At 71.1% G+C, this 14,658-nt stretch carries 16 protein-coding genes, 1 pseudogene and 1 riboswitch; of the genes and pseudogenes, 7 read left to right on the forward strand and 10 right to left on the reverse strand.

Features of this window, described 5'->3' with window-relative positions; translation table 11 throughout:
• Window positions 1–90: 90 nt before the first annotated feature.
• Window positions 91–717, reverse strand: a pseudogene (locus tag JL475_RS28300) (helix-turn-helix domain-containing protein); the annotation flags it as partial.
• Window positions 718–923: 206 nt separating this feature from the next.
• Between JL475_RS28300 and JL475_RS28305 the strand changes: the two are divergent.
• Window positions 924–1,205: a hypothetical protein gene (locus JL475_RS28305; protein ID WP_202280800.1), complete on the forward strand. Its 282-nt coding sequence runs from the start codon at window positions 924–926 to the stop codon at window positions 1,203–1,205.
• A gap of 95 nt (window positions 1,206–1,300) precedes the next feature.
• Window positions 1,301–1,483 carry a hypothetical protein gene (locus JL475_RS40375; RefSeq protein WP_237408540.1) on the forward strand — a complete coding sequence of 61 codons (183 nt, stop codon included), beginning with the start codon at window positions 1,301–1,303 and terminating at the stop codon, window positions 1,481–1,483.
• A 147-nt stretch (window positions 1,484–1,630) separates the two neighbouring features.
• Here JL475_RS40375 and JL475_RS28310 read toward each other — a convergent pair whose 3' ends face one another.
• Window positions 1,631–2,167, reverse strand: coding sequence for a DUF4240 domain-containing protein (locus JL475_RS28310; RefSeq protein WP_202280801.1), 537 nt, complete (start codon window positions 2,165–2,167; stop codon window positions 1,631–1,633).
• Window positions 2,168–2,379: 212 nt separating this feature from the next.
• Between JL475_RS28310 and JL475_RS28315 the strand changes: the two genes are divergently transcribed.
• Window positions 2,380–2,541 (forward strand): hypothetical protein, encoded by a 162-nt coding sequence (locus JL475_RS28315; protein ID WP_202280802.1) that lies wholly within the window; start codon window positions 2,380–2,382, stop codon window positions 2,539–2,541.
• Between the two features lie 820 nt (window positions 2,542–3,361).
• On the opposite strand, the gene gap is transcribed toward JL475_RS28315, so the two are convergent.
• The 7 genes from gap to JL475_RS28350 all read right to left on the reverse strand — a co-directional run bounded on the left by gap (window position 3,362) and on the right by JL475_RS28350 (window position 10,634).
• Window positions 3,362–4,363 carry a type I glyceraldehyde-3-phosphate dehydrogenase gene (gene gap / locus JL475_RS28320; RefSeq protein WP_202280803.1) on the reverse strand — a complete coding sequence of 334 codons (1,002 nt, stop codon included), beginning with the start codon at window positions 4,361–4,363 and terminating at the stop codon, window positions 3,362–3,364.
• Between the two features lie 106 nt (window positions 4,364–4,469).
• Complete coding sequence (locus JL475_RS28325) at window positions 4,470–5,426, reverse strand: GlxA family transcriptional regulator (RefSeq protein WP_202280804.1); 957 nt, start codon at window positions 5,424–5,426, stop codon at window positions 4,470–4,472.
• Window positions 5,427–5,461: 35 nt separating this feature from the next.
• On the reverse strand, window positions 5,462–6,151 hold the full coding sequence (locus JL475_RS28330) for an ABC transporter ATP-binding protein (RefSeq protein ID WP_202280805.1): 690 nt from the start codon (window positions 6,149–6,151) through the stop codon (window positions 5,462–5,464).
• Window positions 6,144–7,136 (reverse strand): ABC transporter ATP-binding protein, encoded by a 993-nt coding sequence (locus tag JL475_RS28335; protein ID WP_202280806.1) that lies wholly within the window; start codon window positions 7,134–7,136, stop codon window positions 6,144–6,146. Before JL475_RS28335 ends, JL475_RS28330 begins: the two co-directional genes overlap by 8 nt.
• Complete coding sequence (locus tag JL475_RS28340) at window positions 7,133–8,041, reverse strand: ABC transporter permease (protein ID WP_202280807.1); 909 nt, start codon at window positions 8,039–8,041, stop codon at window positions 7,133–7,135. The genes JL475_RS28335 and JL475_RS28340 overlap by 4 nt, the downstream gene beginning before the upstream one ends.
• Before the next feature lie 5 nt (window positions 8,042–8,046).
• A complete protein-coding gene (locus JL475_RS28345; RefSeq protein WP_202280839.1) occupies window positions 8,047–9,015 on the reverse strand; it encodes an ABC transporter permease in 969 nt (322 codons plus the stop codon).
• 20 nt (window positions 9,016–9,035) lie between these two features.
• On the reverse strand, window positions 9,036–10,634 hold the full coding sequence (locus JL475_RS28350) for an ABC transporter substrate-binding protein (protein ID WP_202280840.1): 1,599 nt from the start codon (window positions 10,632–10,634) through the stop codon (window positions 9,036–9,038).
• A gap of 175 nt (window positions 10,635–10,809) precedes the next feature.
• Window positions 10,810–11,019, forward strand: a riboswitch (cobalamin riboswitch).
• Between the two features lie 29 nt (window positions 11,020–11,048).
• Here JL475_RS28350 and JL475_RS28355 point away from each other — a divergent pair.
• From JL475_RS28355 to JL475_RS28370, 4 genes are read left to right on the forward strand one after another with little or no spacing between them, the layout of a single operon-like run.
• On the forward strand, window positions 11,049–11,756 hold the full coding sequence (locus tag JL475_RS28355; RefSeq protein ID WP_202280808.1) for an energy-coupling factor ABC transporter permease: 708 nt from the start codon (window positions 11,049–11,051) through the stop codon (window positions 11,754–11,756).
• Window positions 11,753–12,106 carry an energy-coupling factor ABC transporter substrate-binding protein gene (locus JL475_RS28360; RefSeq protein WP_202280809.1) on the forward strand — a complete coding sequence of 118 codons (354 nt, stop codon included), beginning with the start codon at window positions 11,753–11,755 and terminating at the stop codon, window positions 12,104–12,106. Before JL475_RS28355 ends, JL475_RS28360 begins: the two co-directional genes overlap by 4 nt.
• A gap of 6 nt (window positions 12,107–12,112) precedes the next feature.
• On the forward strand, window positions 12,113–12,862 hold the full coding sequence (cbiQ, locus tag JL475_RS28365) for a cobalt ECF transporter T component CbiQ (protein WP_202280810.1): 750 nt from the start codon (window positions 12,113–12,115) through the stop codon (window positions 12,860–12,862).
• Window positions 12,859–13,698 (forward strand): energy-coupling factor ABC transporter ATP-binding protein, encoded by an 840-nt coding sequence (locus tag JL475_RS28370; protein ID WP_202280811.1) that lies wholly within the window; start codon window positions 12,859–12,861, stop codon window positions 13,696–13,698. The genes cbiQ and JL475_RS28370 overlap by 4 nt, the downstream gene beginning before the upstream one ends.
• A gap of 130 nt (window positions 13,699–13,828) precedes the next feature.
• On the opposite strand, the gene JL475_RS28375 is transcribed toward JL475_RS28370, so the two are convergent.
• Window positions 13,829–14,626: an SGNH/GDSL hydrolase family protein gene (locus JL475_RS28375; RefSeq protein ID WP_202280812.1), complete on the reverse strand. Its 798-nt coding sequence runs from the start codon at window positions 14,624–14,626 to the stop codon at window positions 13,829–13,831.
• Window positions 14,627–14,658 lie beyond the last annotated feature (32 nt).

The raw sequence follows: 14,658 nt of genomic DNA on the forward strand, positions 1-14,658 counted from the left end.
TCAGTCGATCCCTCGGGAAGGTACGCCCTTCACGTGCCACTCCGAGAGCCGATCCACAAGTCATGAGCATTGCTCGACGTCGAAACCCATCAGCGCGTGCATCCCTGCGCTGTTCGGAAGGACATGAAAGGTAACGTTCTCGCGCTCCTGCATCTGCAACAGGTGCTTCAACTGCTCCAACCACTCCGCTGAGTCACGCATCGGCGTGCGGAGGGCAGCCTCCGACAGGATCGTCCGAAACGGTGGCGCATCCTCACCATCCAGCAGTTCGCGGCGTCCCATGCGCGCCTTGACCTGCTGTTCAAGCTCCGGCCCCTTGAGCCCGCCCGCTGCCAGCACCTCCCGTGCATAGCCCGGCGTCTGCAGCAGCCCCGGCAGGACGCTCACCGCGAAGTGCCACAGGCTCACCGCCTCGGCCTCCAGCGCCATGTACCGGCGATACCGCTCACGGAACTGGGTATGGTCGCCGGCGGCCAGTTCCCAGAGGGCAAGCAGGAGTCCCGGCGTCTCGTAGTACTGGTCCAACGCTTGGACGACCTCGGGGCCGCCCAGGGTGTCGCCCTTCTCCATCTTTCCGAACAGGGACCAGTCCCAGCCCATCCGTTCCCCGAGCTGCCGCAGACTGTCCCCTCTTGCCGTCCTCAACTGCCTTAATTCTTCGGCAAATCGCTGGCGCGGTTCCTGACTGCGGCCTGTGATGATGCGGCGCTGCGGCAAGGTGACTCACCTTCGTGCAACGTGTGGCACATGCGCTTTCGAGAGAGGAACCCGACCGTGCCTACGGCGCGTCGTGCCTCACCCCGGCTGCATTCTTGTAACGCACTGACTACGCAATGTAATACGTGGTGCTGGGCATTGGTGGCCGAATAGCGAATCTGCACGGCCACACCCGCTCCTCACCCGTTCCGAGCGGAAGGACCACCGTGCCGACACGTCACCCTGCCCCCAAGCTCCAGGAAGCTACCGACGCCCGTGACGCCCTCGCTGCCGCTCTCACGCAGGCCGGTATCCAGCTCCCCGCGATGGACGTCCGTACGCCCTGGGGAGACGTGCTGCCCGAGGACGCGGAGGAGTGGACGGCGGACGCCGCCGAGGTGCACCGCGTTCCCGCCAGCGCCCGGTACGCCCTCGTGCACCTCGGTGTCTGCTCGGCGCCCGTCGCCCTGGCCCTCGCCGCCGTCATCGCGAGGGGCGCCGACCAGTGAGCGGGCCGAGTTCCGACGCCTCCGCGCCCGGACCCGCTCCTCCCCCAGCCGGCACCGCCGTCCTGGACACCGAGCGCGATCGCGTCGGCGTCGTCATGGGGTGCGAAGGGCCGTACCTTCAGCTCCGCCCGCTGTCCGGTGGGCGGGAGTGGGACGCCGACCCGAGCCGGGTCCGGGCCCTCACTTCGGAGGAGCTGCTTCGCGCTCGGCTGGCCGAGGCGAATGCCCGCAGCAGGACGGGTCTCGGTGTCCAGCGGCTCCAGCCGTCCCTTGAGTGACGGTCTCGGGACTGGTAGGCCCGCATGTTGAGGTGTCGCGTATTCGTCAGCGGAGTTGTGCTCATGCCCTGATGGTGTGACGGACAGTGATGTTCGGGAGTCTCCCCCTCCGCCGTTTGACCTCGCCTTATGACTGCGAGCTTCCGCTTACTCCAGATGGAGAGCTGCCAAGCGGGGCAGTCGGCGAGTCATTTCGCCGTGGTCGTCGAAATCGAAGTTCCAGGTGGGGTCCAGCTCCGGGTATCGGATGGTGAACGCATCGTCAGGGAGTTGTTTGCCGGTCGCCATGATGTGTGCGTTCCAGACGATGCTTAGCGCCTCCTCGCACTCGAGATCGAGTCCGTCGGCCGCTGATGCTCGCACGATGGGCAGTTCTGCCAGGGCATCGGGGGCAGCGACTACGCGCTCGAAGGCCTCGCGTCCCTGCGCGATCAACCAGCCACGGAAGTAGTCGAAGCCGTCGTCGGAGCATCCACCATTGATCACGTAGGCAGCGGCCCACAGAGGGTTCGTGTAAGAGTCTGCCATCAAGTTCCATAGCACCTGCTGAGCGGCGACGATCTCCTCGGTCGGGTGCGTGGCCAGCTGCGAGGTTGCCCGGTGGGCGACGTCTTCGCCGTCGTTCGGGTTGGACGCCTGATTGCGGGCTGCCTCGATGAGCTGCCAGAACTGCTGTTTGTTCATGGCGGCAGAGCATGCCACCTGGTTCTGACATCGGGCCGGTCACGGAAGCTTGGCCCACCAGAGCAGCCACGTCGCTGCTGTCAGCGTGTGTGATCGCCGGGCGCATATCGGCTCCAGGCTCCTCCGGCTTCGGTGACCAACCGGGTGGCGGTCTTGTCGTGGTGAACCGCCCCGAGTCAGGCAGAGACTCGATTCGCCGCAAGGATCGAGTCATGGCACGGCCCTCCCGTCACCCGCTTGAGTTGCGCCGTCGCGCGGTGCGCATGGTCGCCGAGGTGCGCGACGACCACCCGAACGAGACGGCCGCCCTGCAGACGGTCACGGACAAGCTCGGCATCAGCTCCCGCGAGACACTGCGGAACTGGGTGAAGTAGCACGAGAGCGACGCCGGGACGCGGCCGGGGACGACGACGGAGGAGTCCGCCCAGCTCAAGGCGTTGAAGAAGGAGAACGCCGAACTGAAGCGGGCGAATGGGATCCTCAAGGCGGCGGCGAGTTTCTTCGCGTCAATGGCCGAGCTCGTCCGGCCACACACACGCTCGTAGCCTTCGTCGACGAGCACCGGGACCGCTTCGGCGGGGTCGAGCCGATCGGCAGAACGCTCACCGCACACGACTGCAAGTCGGACCCGCGTTCTCACCCGGCCATGAGTCCCGAGGTCAGGAGAAGGCACCAGGCGACAGCACAGCATGTACGAAACCGGCCGGCGGCAAGTAACTGTGGGCTTCGACATAGTGAGCAACCAGTTCAGGAGCAGCGTAGGCGACGCCGTTCCCCATGACGCGTATCTCTGAACTGCCCCGTGGAGTGTCGCCCTTCGGTCCGAGCAGTCTCGAGGCGCACCAAGGGCAGAAGTGATATCCGCGTGTCCGTTGGGCCCGATGCGTCTGAGTCATACGCTGCAGCGCGTCCACCAACTCCGAAGGGGGCGCCCCTTTTGAGTAGGCCTTACCGCGGCTGAGCCAGCCCACGTTCAGCAGCGGGACACCTCGCCAGCAGCCTGACGCTTCTGGGTCCCAACTGTCCCTGTCGTACGTGTACGGAGTCAGGTCTGTGTAGTAGGTCATGAGATTTTCTATCAACCAGAGTCGATCGAATCGCATGTGCCGGGACCCGACTGGTCAACCAGAGCGCCCAAGGGAAGTGCCAGGCCGGCGCGGTCGCCGGGGGCGGGGTGCCGCCCCCGGCGTCCGGTCAGCGGGTGGCGAGGAGTTCGAGCGTGTCGATCACTCGGTTCGAGAAGCCCCACTCGTTGTCGTACCAGGCGACCACCTTGACGTGGCGGCCGTCGACGCGGGTGAGGGCCGAGTCGAAGATGGAAGAGGCGGGATTTCCCGTGATGTCGGAGGAGACGAGTGGGTCGTCCGAGTACTCGAGGACGCCGGCGAGCGGCCCCTGTGCCGCGGCGCGGTACGCCGCCAGCACGTCGTCGCGCGTCACGTCGCGGGCGACGGTCGTGTTGAGTTCGACGATCGAGCCCACCGGCACCGGTACGCGGATCGAGTCGCCCGACAGCTTGCCGTCGAGGTTCGGCAGCACCAGGCCGATCGCCTTGGCGGCGCCGGTCGTGGTCGGCACGATGTTGACGCCGGCGGCCCGGGCGCGACGGGCGTCGCGGTGCGGACCGTCCTGCAGGTTCTGCTCCTGCGTGTAGGCGTGCACCGTCGTCATGAACCCGTGCTCGATGCCGGCGAGTTCGTCGAGGACCGCGGCCAGCGGCGCGAGCGCGTTGGTGGTGCAGGAGGCGTTCGAGACGATCGTGTGCACGGCCGGGTCGTAGGCGTCGGTGTTGACCCCGAAGGCGAGCGTGACGTCGGCGCCGTCCGACGGCGCGCTGACGAGTACCTTCTTCGCGCCCGCGTCGAGGTGGGCGCGGGCTGCCTTGGCCGAGGTGAAGCGGCCGGTGGCTTCCAGGACGAGGTCGACGCCGAGTTCGGCCCACGGCAACTGCGCCGGTTCACGCTCGGCCAGCACCGTGATCCGGCGGCCGTCGACGACGAGGGCGTTCCCGTCGACGGTCACCGGGCGCCCGAGCCGGCCGGCCGTGCTGTCGTAGGCGAGCAGCCGGGCGAGCGTGGCGGGCTCCGTCAGGTCGTTGACGGCGACGATCTCGAGGGTGCTGTCGCGTTCCAGCAGTGCGCGCAGCACATTGCGTCCGATGCGGCCGAATCCGTTGATGGCGATGCGAGTGGTCATGAGTGGTGTTCCTTCCCTTCGCCACCAGGCTCGCCCGTGGCCGGCGCCGCCGACAGTGGCGGAATCGCCACGGTTCAAAAGGTTCCCGCCACGCGCGCCGGGCGGGTTACTCGCCCAGGGTGAAGGTGCGCCGGTACTCGCTCGGGGTGGTGCCGAGGATGCGTTGGAAGTGCAGGCGCAGGTTCGCGCCGGTGCCGAGGCCGACGTCGGCGGCGATCTGTTCGACGCTGCGCTGCGACCGCTCCAGCAGTTCGCGGGCCAGGTCGATGCGGGCGCGCATCACCCACTGCATCGGTGTGTAGCCGGTCTCCTCGACGAAGCGCCGGGAGAACGTGCGCGGCGAGACCCCCGCCTGTCGCGCCAGTGTGTCGAGGGTGAGGGGCTCGCCGAGCCGGTGCAGCGCCCACTCGCGGGTGGCGCCGAAGCGCTCACCGAGCGGCTCGGGGACGCTGCGCGGCACGTACTGGGCCTGGCCGCCGCTGCGGTAGGGGGCCGCGACCAGACGCCGGGCCGCGTGGTTGGACGCGGCCACTCCGAGGTCGCCGCGCAGGATGTGCAGGCACAGGTCGAGGCCGGAGGCGGCGCCGGCCGAGGTGAGCACGCTGCCCTCGTCGACGAACAGCACGTTCTCGTCGACCTGGACGAGCGGATGCCTGGCCACGAGTGCCCGTGTGTAGTGCCAGTGCGTCGTGGCGCGCCTGCCGTCGAGCAGGCCCGTGGCGGCGAGCGCGAAGGCGCCCGTCGAGATGGCAGCGAGCCGCGCGCCCCGAGCGTGGGCGGCGATCAGTGCGTCGACGACGGCCTGCGGCGGGTCCTCGCGGTCCGGGAACCGGTAGCCGGGGACGAAGACGATGTCGGCCCACGCGAGGGCGTCGAGGCCGTGGGCGACGTAGTACGCGAGGCCGTCGCCGCCGGTCACGAGACCGGGTGTCGCCCCGCACACCCGCACCTCGTACGGCATGCTCGCGCGGGTCGTGAAGACCTGCGCGGGAATTCCGACATCGAGCGGCTTCGCGCCCTCGAGCACGAGGACGGCGACGCGATGCAGGCGGGAGGCTGGCACAGGAAGAGGTTGCGTGCGGCGTGACGTCGATACGCTCACTGCGCGGACCGGGCAGACGACACCGGCCGGGGCGCCACCGTGTCCCAGTGGACCGTGCGGTCGCACCAGCGGTCGAGGAGGGTGCGGTCGTGGCCCACGGCGAGGAGGCCGGCGCCGGTTTCGGTGCGGTAGGCCTCGACCACCGCCACCAGTGCGGCCGTGGTCGACGCGTCGAGCATCGCGGTCATCTCGTCGCAGATCAGCCAGCGGGGGCGCAGGACCAACGCACGGGCCAGACAGGCGCGTTGGAGTTGGCCGTCGCTGACCTCGTGGGGGCGGCGGGTGAGCAGGTCGGGGGTGAGGCCCACGGTGTCGGCCAGTTCGGCGATCCGGTCGGGGGCTCCGGCGCGGCGGCCCGTGGCGCGCAGGGGTTCGGCGATCAGGTCGGTGAGGGTCAGGCGGGGGTCGGCGGAGAGGCGGGGCTGCTGGAAGACGACGCCGAAGGCGGTGCGCAGCGCGCGGGGGGCTCGGTGGCGCCAGTGGCGTACGGGGGTGCCGTCGAGGGTGAGGGTGCCGGCGTCGGGGCGGTGGAGGAGGGCGGCGACCTTGGCGAGGGTGGACTTGCCGCAGCCGCTGGGGCCGAGCAGGCCGACGGCCTCGCCGGGGGCGACGGTGAGGGAGGCGTTCCGGACGGCGGGGGCCGAGCGTCGGTCGTAGCCGGCGGTGATGGCACGGAGTTCAAGCACGGACGACGTCCTCCGGGGTCAGGGCCTCGACCGGGAGCGGGTGGTGGCAGGCGGCCGACGCGGTGAGCGGCGGCAGGGTCGCGCAGGCGGTGGTGGCGCGGTCGCAGCGGGGGGCGAAGGCGCAGCCCTCGGGGAGGGCGCCGAGTTCGGGGGGCATGCCGGGGATGGGGGTGAAGGCACGGTCGGGGAGGGCGTTCAGGAGGCCTCGGCTGTAGGGGTGGCGAGGTCCTGGGGTGCCGAAGAAGGTGTCCGCGTCGGTGAGTTCGACGATGCGGCCCGCGTACATGACGGCGACCCGGTCGGCGATGCGTTCGGCTGCCGTCAGGTCGTGGGTGATCATCAGGAGGGCTCGGGCGTGTTCGTCGTCGGCGTCGACGTGGCGGCGGAGTTCGTCGACGGTGTGGTCCACCAGGTCGCGGTCGAGGCCGGTGGTGGGTTCGTCGGCGAGGAGGAGGGGTGCGTCGCCGATCAGGGCGAGGGCGGTGGCGGCGCGTTGGGCGAGGCCGCCGGAGAGTTCGTGGGGGTGGCGGTCGAGGTGGTCGGCGGGGAAGGCGGCGCGGGCGGCGGCCTTCTCGGCGGCGGTGCGCAGGGCCGTGCGGCCGCGGACGCCGGTGAGTTCGGCGACCGTCTCCTCCGTCTGGGAGCGGATGGTGCGGACGGGGGTGAGGTGGGCGGCGGGGCTCTGCGGGATGAGGCCGATGCGGCGGCCACGTACGGTGCGGGCGAGGGTGCGTTCGTCGGCGGTGAGCAGGTCGAGGTCGCCGAGCCGGGCGTGGCCGGCGGTCTGCGCGTTGGCGGGAAGCAGGCCGAGCAGGGCGGAGGCGAGGACGGACTTGCCGCAGCCGCTCTCGCCGATCAGGGCGAGGCATTCGCCGGGGGCCACGTCGAAGTGGGCGTCGGTGACGGCGGCGATACGGCCTCCGCCGGGTACCAGGAAGCGGACCGACAGTCCGCGGACCGACAGTACGGGAGGTCGCTCGGTCACAGCGTCAGCTCCGATCGGCGGCGGGGGTTGATCCGCTCCCGCCAGACTCCGGCGAGTCCGGCGATGGCGAGGGTGGGGATGATCAGGAACAGGCCGGGGAAGAGGGTGGGCCACCAGTGGCCTGCGAGGAGTGAGCCGCGGGCGCCCTGGATGAGGGTGCCGAGGCTGGCGGTGTGGGTGGGCAGGCCGAGGCCGAGGAAGGACAGCGCCGATTCGTGCCACATGGCGTGCGGGATCATCAGGACGGCGGCGAGGCCGGCCTGGGGCAGTACGCCGGGCAGCAGGTGCCGTAGCGCCACCCGCCATCGGGAGGCGCCGCCGGAGACGGCGGCGTCGATGTAGGGGCGGGAGCGCAGGGAGAGGACCTCGGCGCGGACGATGCGGGCGGTGGACAGCCAGTGGGTGAGGGCGACGGAGATCACCACGGGCCAGACGCCGGGGCGGAACATGGCGACGATGAAGATGCCGAGCAGCAGGTGCGGGACGGAGGAGATGGTGTCGACCAGGCGCATGACGAGGCGGTCGACCCAACCGCCGAGGGCTCCGGCGGTGGCTCCGACGGCGGTGCCGATGACGGTGGCGGTGAGCGCGGCCACGACGCCGACGAGCAGGGAGACCCGTAGGCCGTAGACGCAGCGGAGCAGGAGGTCGCGGCCCACGTCGTCGGTGCCGAAGGGGTGGGACAGGCTGGGCGGGAGGAGTTTGGAGGCGAGGTCGACGGCCTGCTGGTCGAGCTGGGCCAGTGGGGGGACGAGTAGCACCGCGAGGGCGGTGAGGGCGACCAGGGCGGCGGAGACGCGCAGGCGCAGGGTGTGGGTGGAGCGGCGGGTGGTGCCGTGCGAGCGCCAGGCGGTCGCGGCCGTGGGGGCGGTCGCGTCAGCCTTCTCGACGGTGGTGTCAGCCATGGGGATCACATCTCTTCCAGCTTCACCCGCGGGTCGATCAGTCCGTACAGGAGGTCGGCGAGGAGGTTTCCGGCGAGGACGGCGGCGGTGGCGAGGGTGGTCAGGGCTGCCAGGAGGGGGAAGTCGACGGCGGTGGCCGCCTCGACGGTGGCGGCGGCGATGCCGGGCCAGCTGAAGACGGTCTCCACCAGGAGGGCGCCGGTGATGAGTTCGGGGACGCGGGAGCCGATGAGGGTGAGCACCGGCAGCAGTCCGGAGCGCAGGGCGTGGCCGAGCAGGACGGTGCGTTCGGCGAGGCCGCGGGCGCGGGCGCCGCGCACGGGGTCCTCGGCGAGGGCGTCGCCGACGCCCTGGCGGACGTAGAGGGTGAACCAGGGCAGTTGGGAGACGGCGAGGACGCCTGCGGGCAGGATCAGGTGGCTTGTGACCTGGCCGGCGGTGACGTGTTCGCTGCCGGTGTCGGTGAGGCCGCCGGCCGGGAGGACGTCGAGGTTGAGGGCGAACAGCCAGACGGCGAGCAGGGCGATCCAGAAGACCGGCGCGGCTTCCAGGGAGTAGGCGAGGGAGGTGACCGTGCGGTCGACGAGCGAGCCGGGACGGCGGGCGGCGAGGACGCCGAGCAGGGTGCCGAGGAGTACGGCGACGGCGAACGCGACGGTGCACAGCAGGGTCGACCAGACCAGTCGTTCGCCGATCGCCTCGGCCACCGGCTGCCGCATCACGCTGGAGTGGCCGAGGTCGCCGGTGAGCGCGGAGGTCAGCCACTCCCACCAGCGGACGGCGAAGGGCTGGTCCACGCCGAGGTTGTCGCGGAGCCGGTCCAGGGTTTCCTGGTCGGCGCCGAGGGCGGCGGTGCCGGCGTAGGCCTTGACGGGGTCGAACGGGGAGGCGGCGGCGAGGGCGAACGCGCCGAAGGTGACGACGAGGAGGACGGGCACGGCGAGCAGGGCCCGCCGTGCCCCGAGGTGTCCCATCGCCGCCCAGGGCAGGGTCTTCACTTCTCGGGCTGCCAGTCCTCGGCGTTCCACCAGGGTCCGCTGGCGAAGCCGTGCTCGTGCGGTTCGACCTGGGTGGTGAGGTCGCCCCAGTGGTCGTCGAGGACGTAGAGGTGGTCGATGTGGGTGAGGAAGGTGTAGCCGGGGTCCTTGACGAGTGCGCGCTGGAGGTCGTCGTAGGCGGCCTTGCGGTCGTCGGGGTCCTGGGCGCGGCGGCCGGTTTCGAGGGCCTCGTCGACGGCGGGGTTGTCGTAGTGGGGCATGTTGTTGAAGCCGTCGCCGGCGAGGGAGGAGTGCAGCAGGGTGTAGAGGCCGAAGTCGGGGTCGCCGGTGCTGCCGAAGCCGGCGAGGACGGCGTCCTTGCCCATCCGGGGTTCGATGACCTCCCAGGTGGCGCCCTCGACCTTGACGTCGATGCCGGCCTTCTTGGCGTCGGAGGCGTAGGCGAGGGCGTGGTCCTGGCGGACCTTGTCGCCGGAGGGGTAGAAGAGGGTGAACGTGGCGCGGGCGCCGTCCTTGGCGCGGATGCCGTCCCGGCCGGCCTTCCAGCCGTCGCGGTCGAGGATCTTCTTGGCCTCGGCGAGGTCCTGGGGGCGTTCGATGTCCTTGGCGTACCAGGGATCGTCGAGGGGAAGCGGCCCGTAGGCGGGACGGCCGGCGCCGTCGAGGATCTTGTCGACCATGGCCTGGCGGTCGACGGCGAGGTCGAGGGCGCGACGGATCGTGGTGTCGCCGGTGACCTTGTTCCCGGTGGGGAGGGTGACGGCGCGGAAGTCGTAGGTGGTGGCCCGGTAGGTCTTGCGGGCGTCGTCGTTCTTGAAGGTGGCGGCGAGGTTGGGCGGGAGGGTCGCGCCGTCGAGGTCGCCGGAGCGCAGCCGGGTGGCGCGGACGTCGTCGTCGGCGATGATCGCCATGGTGAGCTTCTTCACCTTCGGTGCGCCGCCCCAGTAGTCGGGGTTCGCCTTGAAGGTGAGCTTCTCGCCCTTGCTCCAGCCGGTGAGGACGTACGGTCCGGTGCCGATCGGCTCGGTGTTGAAGGCGCCGGTGTTGGGGTCCTGCTCGCCGGCGACGTGCTCGGGGACGATGGGCAGGACGGTGCGGGCCGGGAAGGCCGCGTAGGGGTACTTGAGGGTGAAGACGACCTTGTCGTCGCCGTCCGCCCTGACCTCCTTGACGGCGTCGAGTTCGCTCTTGGCGGTGTTGTTGGTCTTGTCGTCGAGGACCGTTTCGTACGTGTAGACGACGTCCTCGGCGGTGAGGGGTTCGCCGTCGCTGAACTTCACGCCCGGGCGCAGGGTGTAGGTGTAGGTGCGGCCGTCGTCGGCGATCTCGGGGAGCGCCTTCGCCAGGGCGGGCTCGAGTTCCAGGTCGGCGTCCCGGGCGAGCAGCCCGTCGAAGATCTTGGAGTTGCCGTCCTTGCCGTAGCCGAGCAGCGGGCTCAGGGTGTCCGGCTCGGAGGCGACCCCGATCACCACGGACTCGGCGGACCCGCTGCCGCCCGCGGCGCCGTCCGTGCCGCCGGTCGGTGCCGAGCAGGCGGCGACCGCGGCGGCCATGGTCGCCGCGACGGCGGCACCCTTTATTCGTCGGGTCGTCATCGAATTCCACACCTTTGCTGCCCGGATCTCGTTGTTGCATATTAGTTGCAGCAGGGTTCTGCCCAGCACCCCCTCCCCTCATTCCCGCGCTTCGGCGGACCGGGACCGCGAGGTACGCGCTGCGGGGCGCCGTCCGCGCCCCCCGGGTGTGCTTGTCAGCGGGCCGAAACGGGGTCTACTGTCGCCACGCCTTGGTGAACGGGAAATCCGGTGTGATGCCGGTGCGGCCCTCGCCACTGTGATCGGGAAGTCCGGCTCCGGCCCCAGGCCCTGTCCCCCGACAGGACCGAACGGCAGCCACTGGGTCCCCCTCGGACCCGGGAAGGCGGAGCACGGGCGGTGGTACCCGTCAGCCAGGAGACCGGCCAAGGCGCGTCAACCATCCACGAGGTGCTGGAGAGGGTCTGCTGAGCCATGCACATAGCCGAGGGTTTTCTACCACCGGCGCACGCGGTCGCCTGGGGCGTCGCGTCGGCGCCGTTCGTCGTCCACGGAGCCCGGTCGCTCACCCGTGAGGTCAGGGAACATCCCGAGAGCACGCTGCTGCTGGGCGCGTCGGGAGCGTTCACCTTCGTCCTGTCCGCGCTGAAACTGCCCTCGGTGACCGGGAGTTGCTCCCATCCCACCGGCACCGGGCTGGGCGCCGTCCTGTTCCGGCCGCCGGTCATGGCGGTGCTGGGCACCATCACCCTGCTGTTCCAGGCCCTGTTGCTCGCCCACGGCGGGCTGACCACGCTCGGCGCCAACGTCTTCTCGATGGCGGTCGTCGGGTCGTGGGCGGGGTACGGGGTCTACCGGCTGGCGCGGCGGTACGGGGCGCCGCTGATGGCCGCGGTGTTCTGCGGCGCGTTCGTCGCCGACCTGTCGACGTACTGCGTGACGAGTGTGCAGCTGGCGCTCGCGTTCCCCGACCCGGGCAGCGGATTCCTGGGGGCGCTCGGCAAGTTCGGCTCCATCTTCGCCGTCACGCAGATCCCGCTCGCGGTGAGCGAGGGGCTGCTGACGGTGCTGGTGATGCGCATGCTGGTGCAGTCCAGCAAGGGCGAACTGACCCGGCTCGGGGTGCTGGTGGCCGGGCTCGGGAAGAAGTCGGCGGGCGCGGGCGAGGCGGTGGCCCGATGAGCCGGAACGCGAAGATCAACTCCCTGTTGCTGCTTCTGGTGGCCGTGCTCGCCGTGGTGCCGCTGGTGTTCGGGCTCGGCGATCACAAGGAGGAGCCGTTCGCGGGCGCCGACGCGGAGGCGGAGGCGGCGATCACCGAGATCGACCCGGACTACGAGCCGTGGTTCTCGCCGCTGTACGAACCGCCGTCCGGGGAGATCGAGTCGGCGCTGTTCGCCCTCCAGGCGGCGATCGGCGCGGGCGTGCTCGCGTACTACTTCGGACTGCGACGGGGGCGCCGGCAGGGGGCGCAGCGGGCGCAAGGGGTCGCCACCGAGACGGACTTCGACGACGCGGGACCCGGGGCCTGATCCCCCGTGCTGCCGATCGACGCGGCGGCGCACAGCAGTCGCTGGCGCCGCCGTCATCCCGTGGACAAGGCCGTGCTCGGGCTGGGGCTCACCGTGCTGGCGATCTCGCTGCCGCCCTGGCCGGGAGCGGCCCTGGTGCTGCTGACCGCGCTCGCGGTGCTGCTGGGCCCGGCGGGGGTGCCGGGCCGGCGGCTGTGGCGTGCCTACCGGGTGCCGCTGGGCTTCTGCGTGACCGGGGCGCTGACGCTGCTGGTGCAGGTGGGCGGGCCGGACGGGTTCGTGGCCTGGGCCGACGACGGGCCGTCGCGTGCCGGGGAGTTGCTGCTGCGCACCTCGGCGGCCTCCCTCGGGGTGCTGTTGTTCGCCTTCACCACGCCGATGTCGGATCTGCTGCCGCGCCTGGTACGGGCCGGGGTGCCCGCTCCCCTCGTGGACGTGGCGCTGGTGACGTACCGGATGAGTTTCCTGCTGCTCGACTCGGTGCGCCGGGTCCGGGAGGCTCAGGCGGCCCGGCTCGGGCACACCAGCCGGGCAGCCACGTGGCGTTCGCTGGGCGGGCTCGGCGCGACCGCGTTCGTCCGGTCCTTCGACCGGGCGGCGCGGCTGCAGACGGGGCTCGCCGGGCGCGGTTACGACGGCACGCTGCGCGTGCTGGTGCCGGAGGCGCGGGTCTCGGTGCGCTTCACGGTCGGGAGCCTGGCCCTCCTGGCGGCCTTGGCCGCCCTCACCTTCGTCCTGGAAAGGCAGTTGTCATGAGCGGGCCCGCGTTGGTCGCCCTGCGGGGCGCGTCGTTCGCGTACGAGGACGGCCCGGCCGTGCTCACCGGCCTCGACTTCGAGGTGCGGGAGGGGCGTGCGCTCGCCCTGCTGGGCCGCAACGGCAGCGGCAAGACGACGCTGATGCGGTTGCTGAGCGGTGGACTGCGCCCGCGCGAGGGCGAGTTGACCGTGGCGGGGCGGCCCGTCCGGTACGACCGCAAGGGGCTGACCCGGCTGCGGACGACCGTGCAACTCGTCGTGCAGGATCCCGACGACCAGCTGTTCGCGGCGTCCGTGGGCCAGGACGTGTCGTTCGGGCCGCTGAATCTCGGGCTGTCCGACGCGGAGGTGCGGGCGCGGGTGGCGGAGGCGCTGGCGGCGCTGGACATCACCGCTCTCGCCGACCGTCCCACGCATCTGCTGTCCTACGGGCAGCGCAAGCGGACGGCGATCGCGGGCGCGGTCGCCGTGCGGCCCCGGGTCCTGATCCTCGACGAGCCGACGGCGGGCCTCGACCCCGACGGCCAGGAGCGGCTGCTCGCCACCCTCGACGGGCTGCGTGCGAACGGCACCACGGTCGTCATGGCCACCCACGACGTGGATCTCGCCCTGCGCTGGGCCGACGACGCGGCGCTGCTCACGCCGTCCGGGGTGCGGACCGGCCCGGCGCCCACGATGCTGGCCCGCACGGATCTCCTCGCGGCGGCGGGGTTGCGGTTGCCGTGGGGTGTGGCGGCCGCGCGCCTGCTCCGCGCCCGGGGTCTGCCGGCCGACACGGCTGCCGGGCCCCGGACGCCGGAGGAACTGGCCGCGCTGTACGTGGCGGACCCGTAGTGCGGTGTCCGCGGGTCGGGCCGGGGGTGGCGTCGCGCGCGGGGTGGGAGGGGAGCGGGGCTGCTCGGGGGCTCGGTTCGGGTGGTGCAGGGTCCTGCGCGCCCGGCACCACCCGAATGTCAGGCCCTGGCTAGACCGAGGTGCGGAAGGCGGGCAGGTAGCCGCTCGACTGGCCGATGGCCTTCGGGTGGTAGGAGTTGCTGATGTTGAGCCAGTCCACGCTGTGGAGCCACGCGTCGCCCGAGCAGATCTCGTGGCCGGTGAACTCGTCCACCACGCTGGAGAAGGCGAACCCGGAGTTGGCCGCCCGCTTGGCGATCACCCCGTTCATCACGTCCGAGGCGTTGTTGATCGCGCCGCGCTCGGTCTCGGTGAGTCCGGCGATGCAGCTGCCCGAGAGCTTGTAGAAGCGCGGGTACCCCAGGACTACCACGCGGGCCTGCGGGGCACGCGAGCGGATGTTGGCGTACATCGTGTCGAGCTTGCCCGGGAGGGAGCTGTTCATGAGGGAGATGGCCGAGTTGACGCGGCTGACGCAGGTCGCCTCGCTCTGCAGCACGCAGGCCTGCATGACGTCCGCGAAGCCCATGTCGTTCCCGCCCGCGGTGACGCTGACGAGCGTGGTCGATGCGTTCAGCGCGCCCAGCTGACCGCTGGAGACGCTGCTCGTGGTCGCGCCGCTGCAGGCGACGAATCTGAACGAGGACGGGGCGTTCGCAGCGGCCCAGAGTTGGGGGTAGGCCTTGGTGCTGCGTCTGCAGTCGCCGCTCTCGGACGTGTAGCTTCCGGCGCCCACGCCGGAGGAGTAGGAGTCGCCGAGAGCGACGTAGTTGTGGCCGGCCGCCGAGGCCGGCTGCGCCATGCCGAGGACGGCTGCGGCACCCATGACGAAGGCCAACACGGAGGCCCGGAGAGAACGCACTGACATAGCGGTCAGCCCTTCGAAGTGCGGGGAAAGAG

It is taken from the genome of Streptomyces sp. M2CJ-2 (assembly GCF_016757295.1).
Lineage (GTDB): Bacteria > Actinomycetota > Actinomycetes > Streptomycetales > Streptomycetaceae > Streptomyces.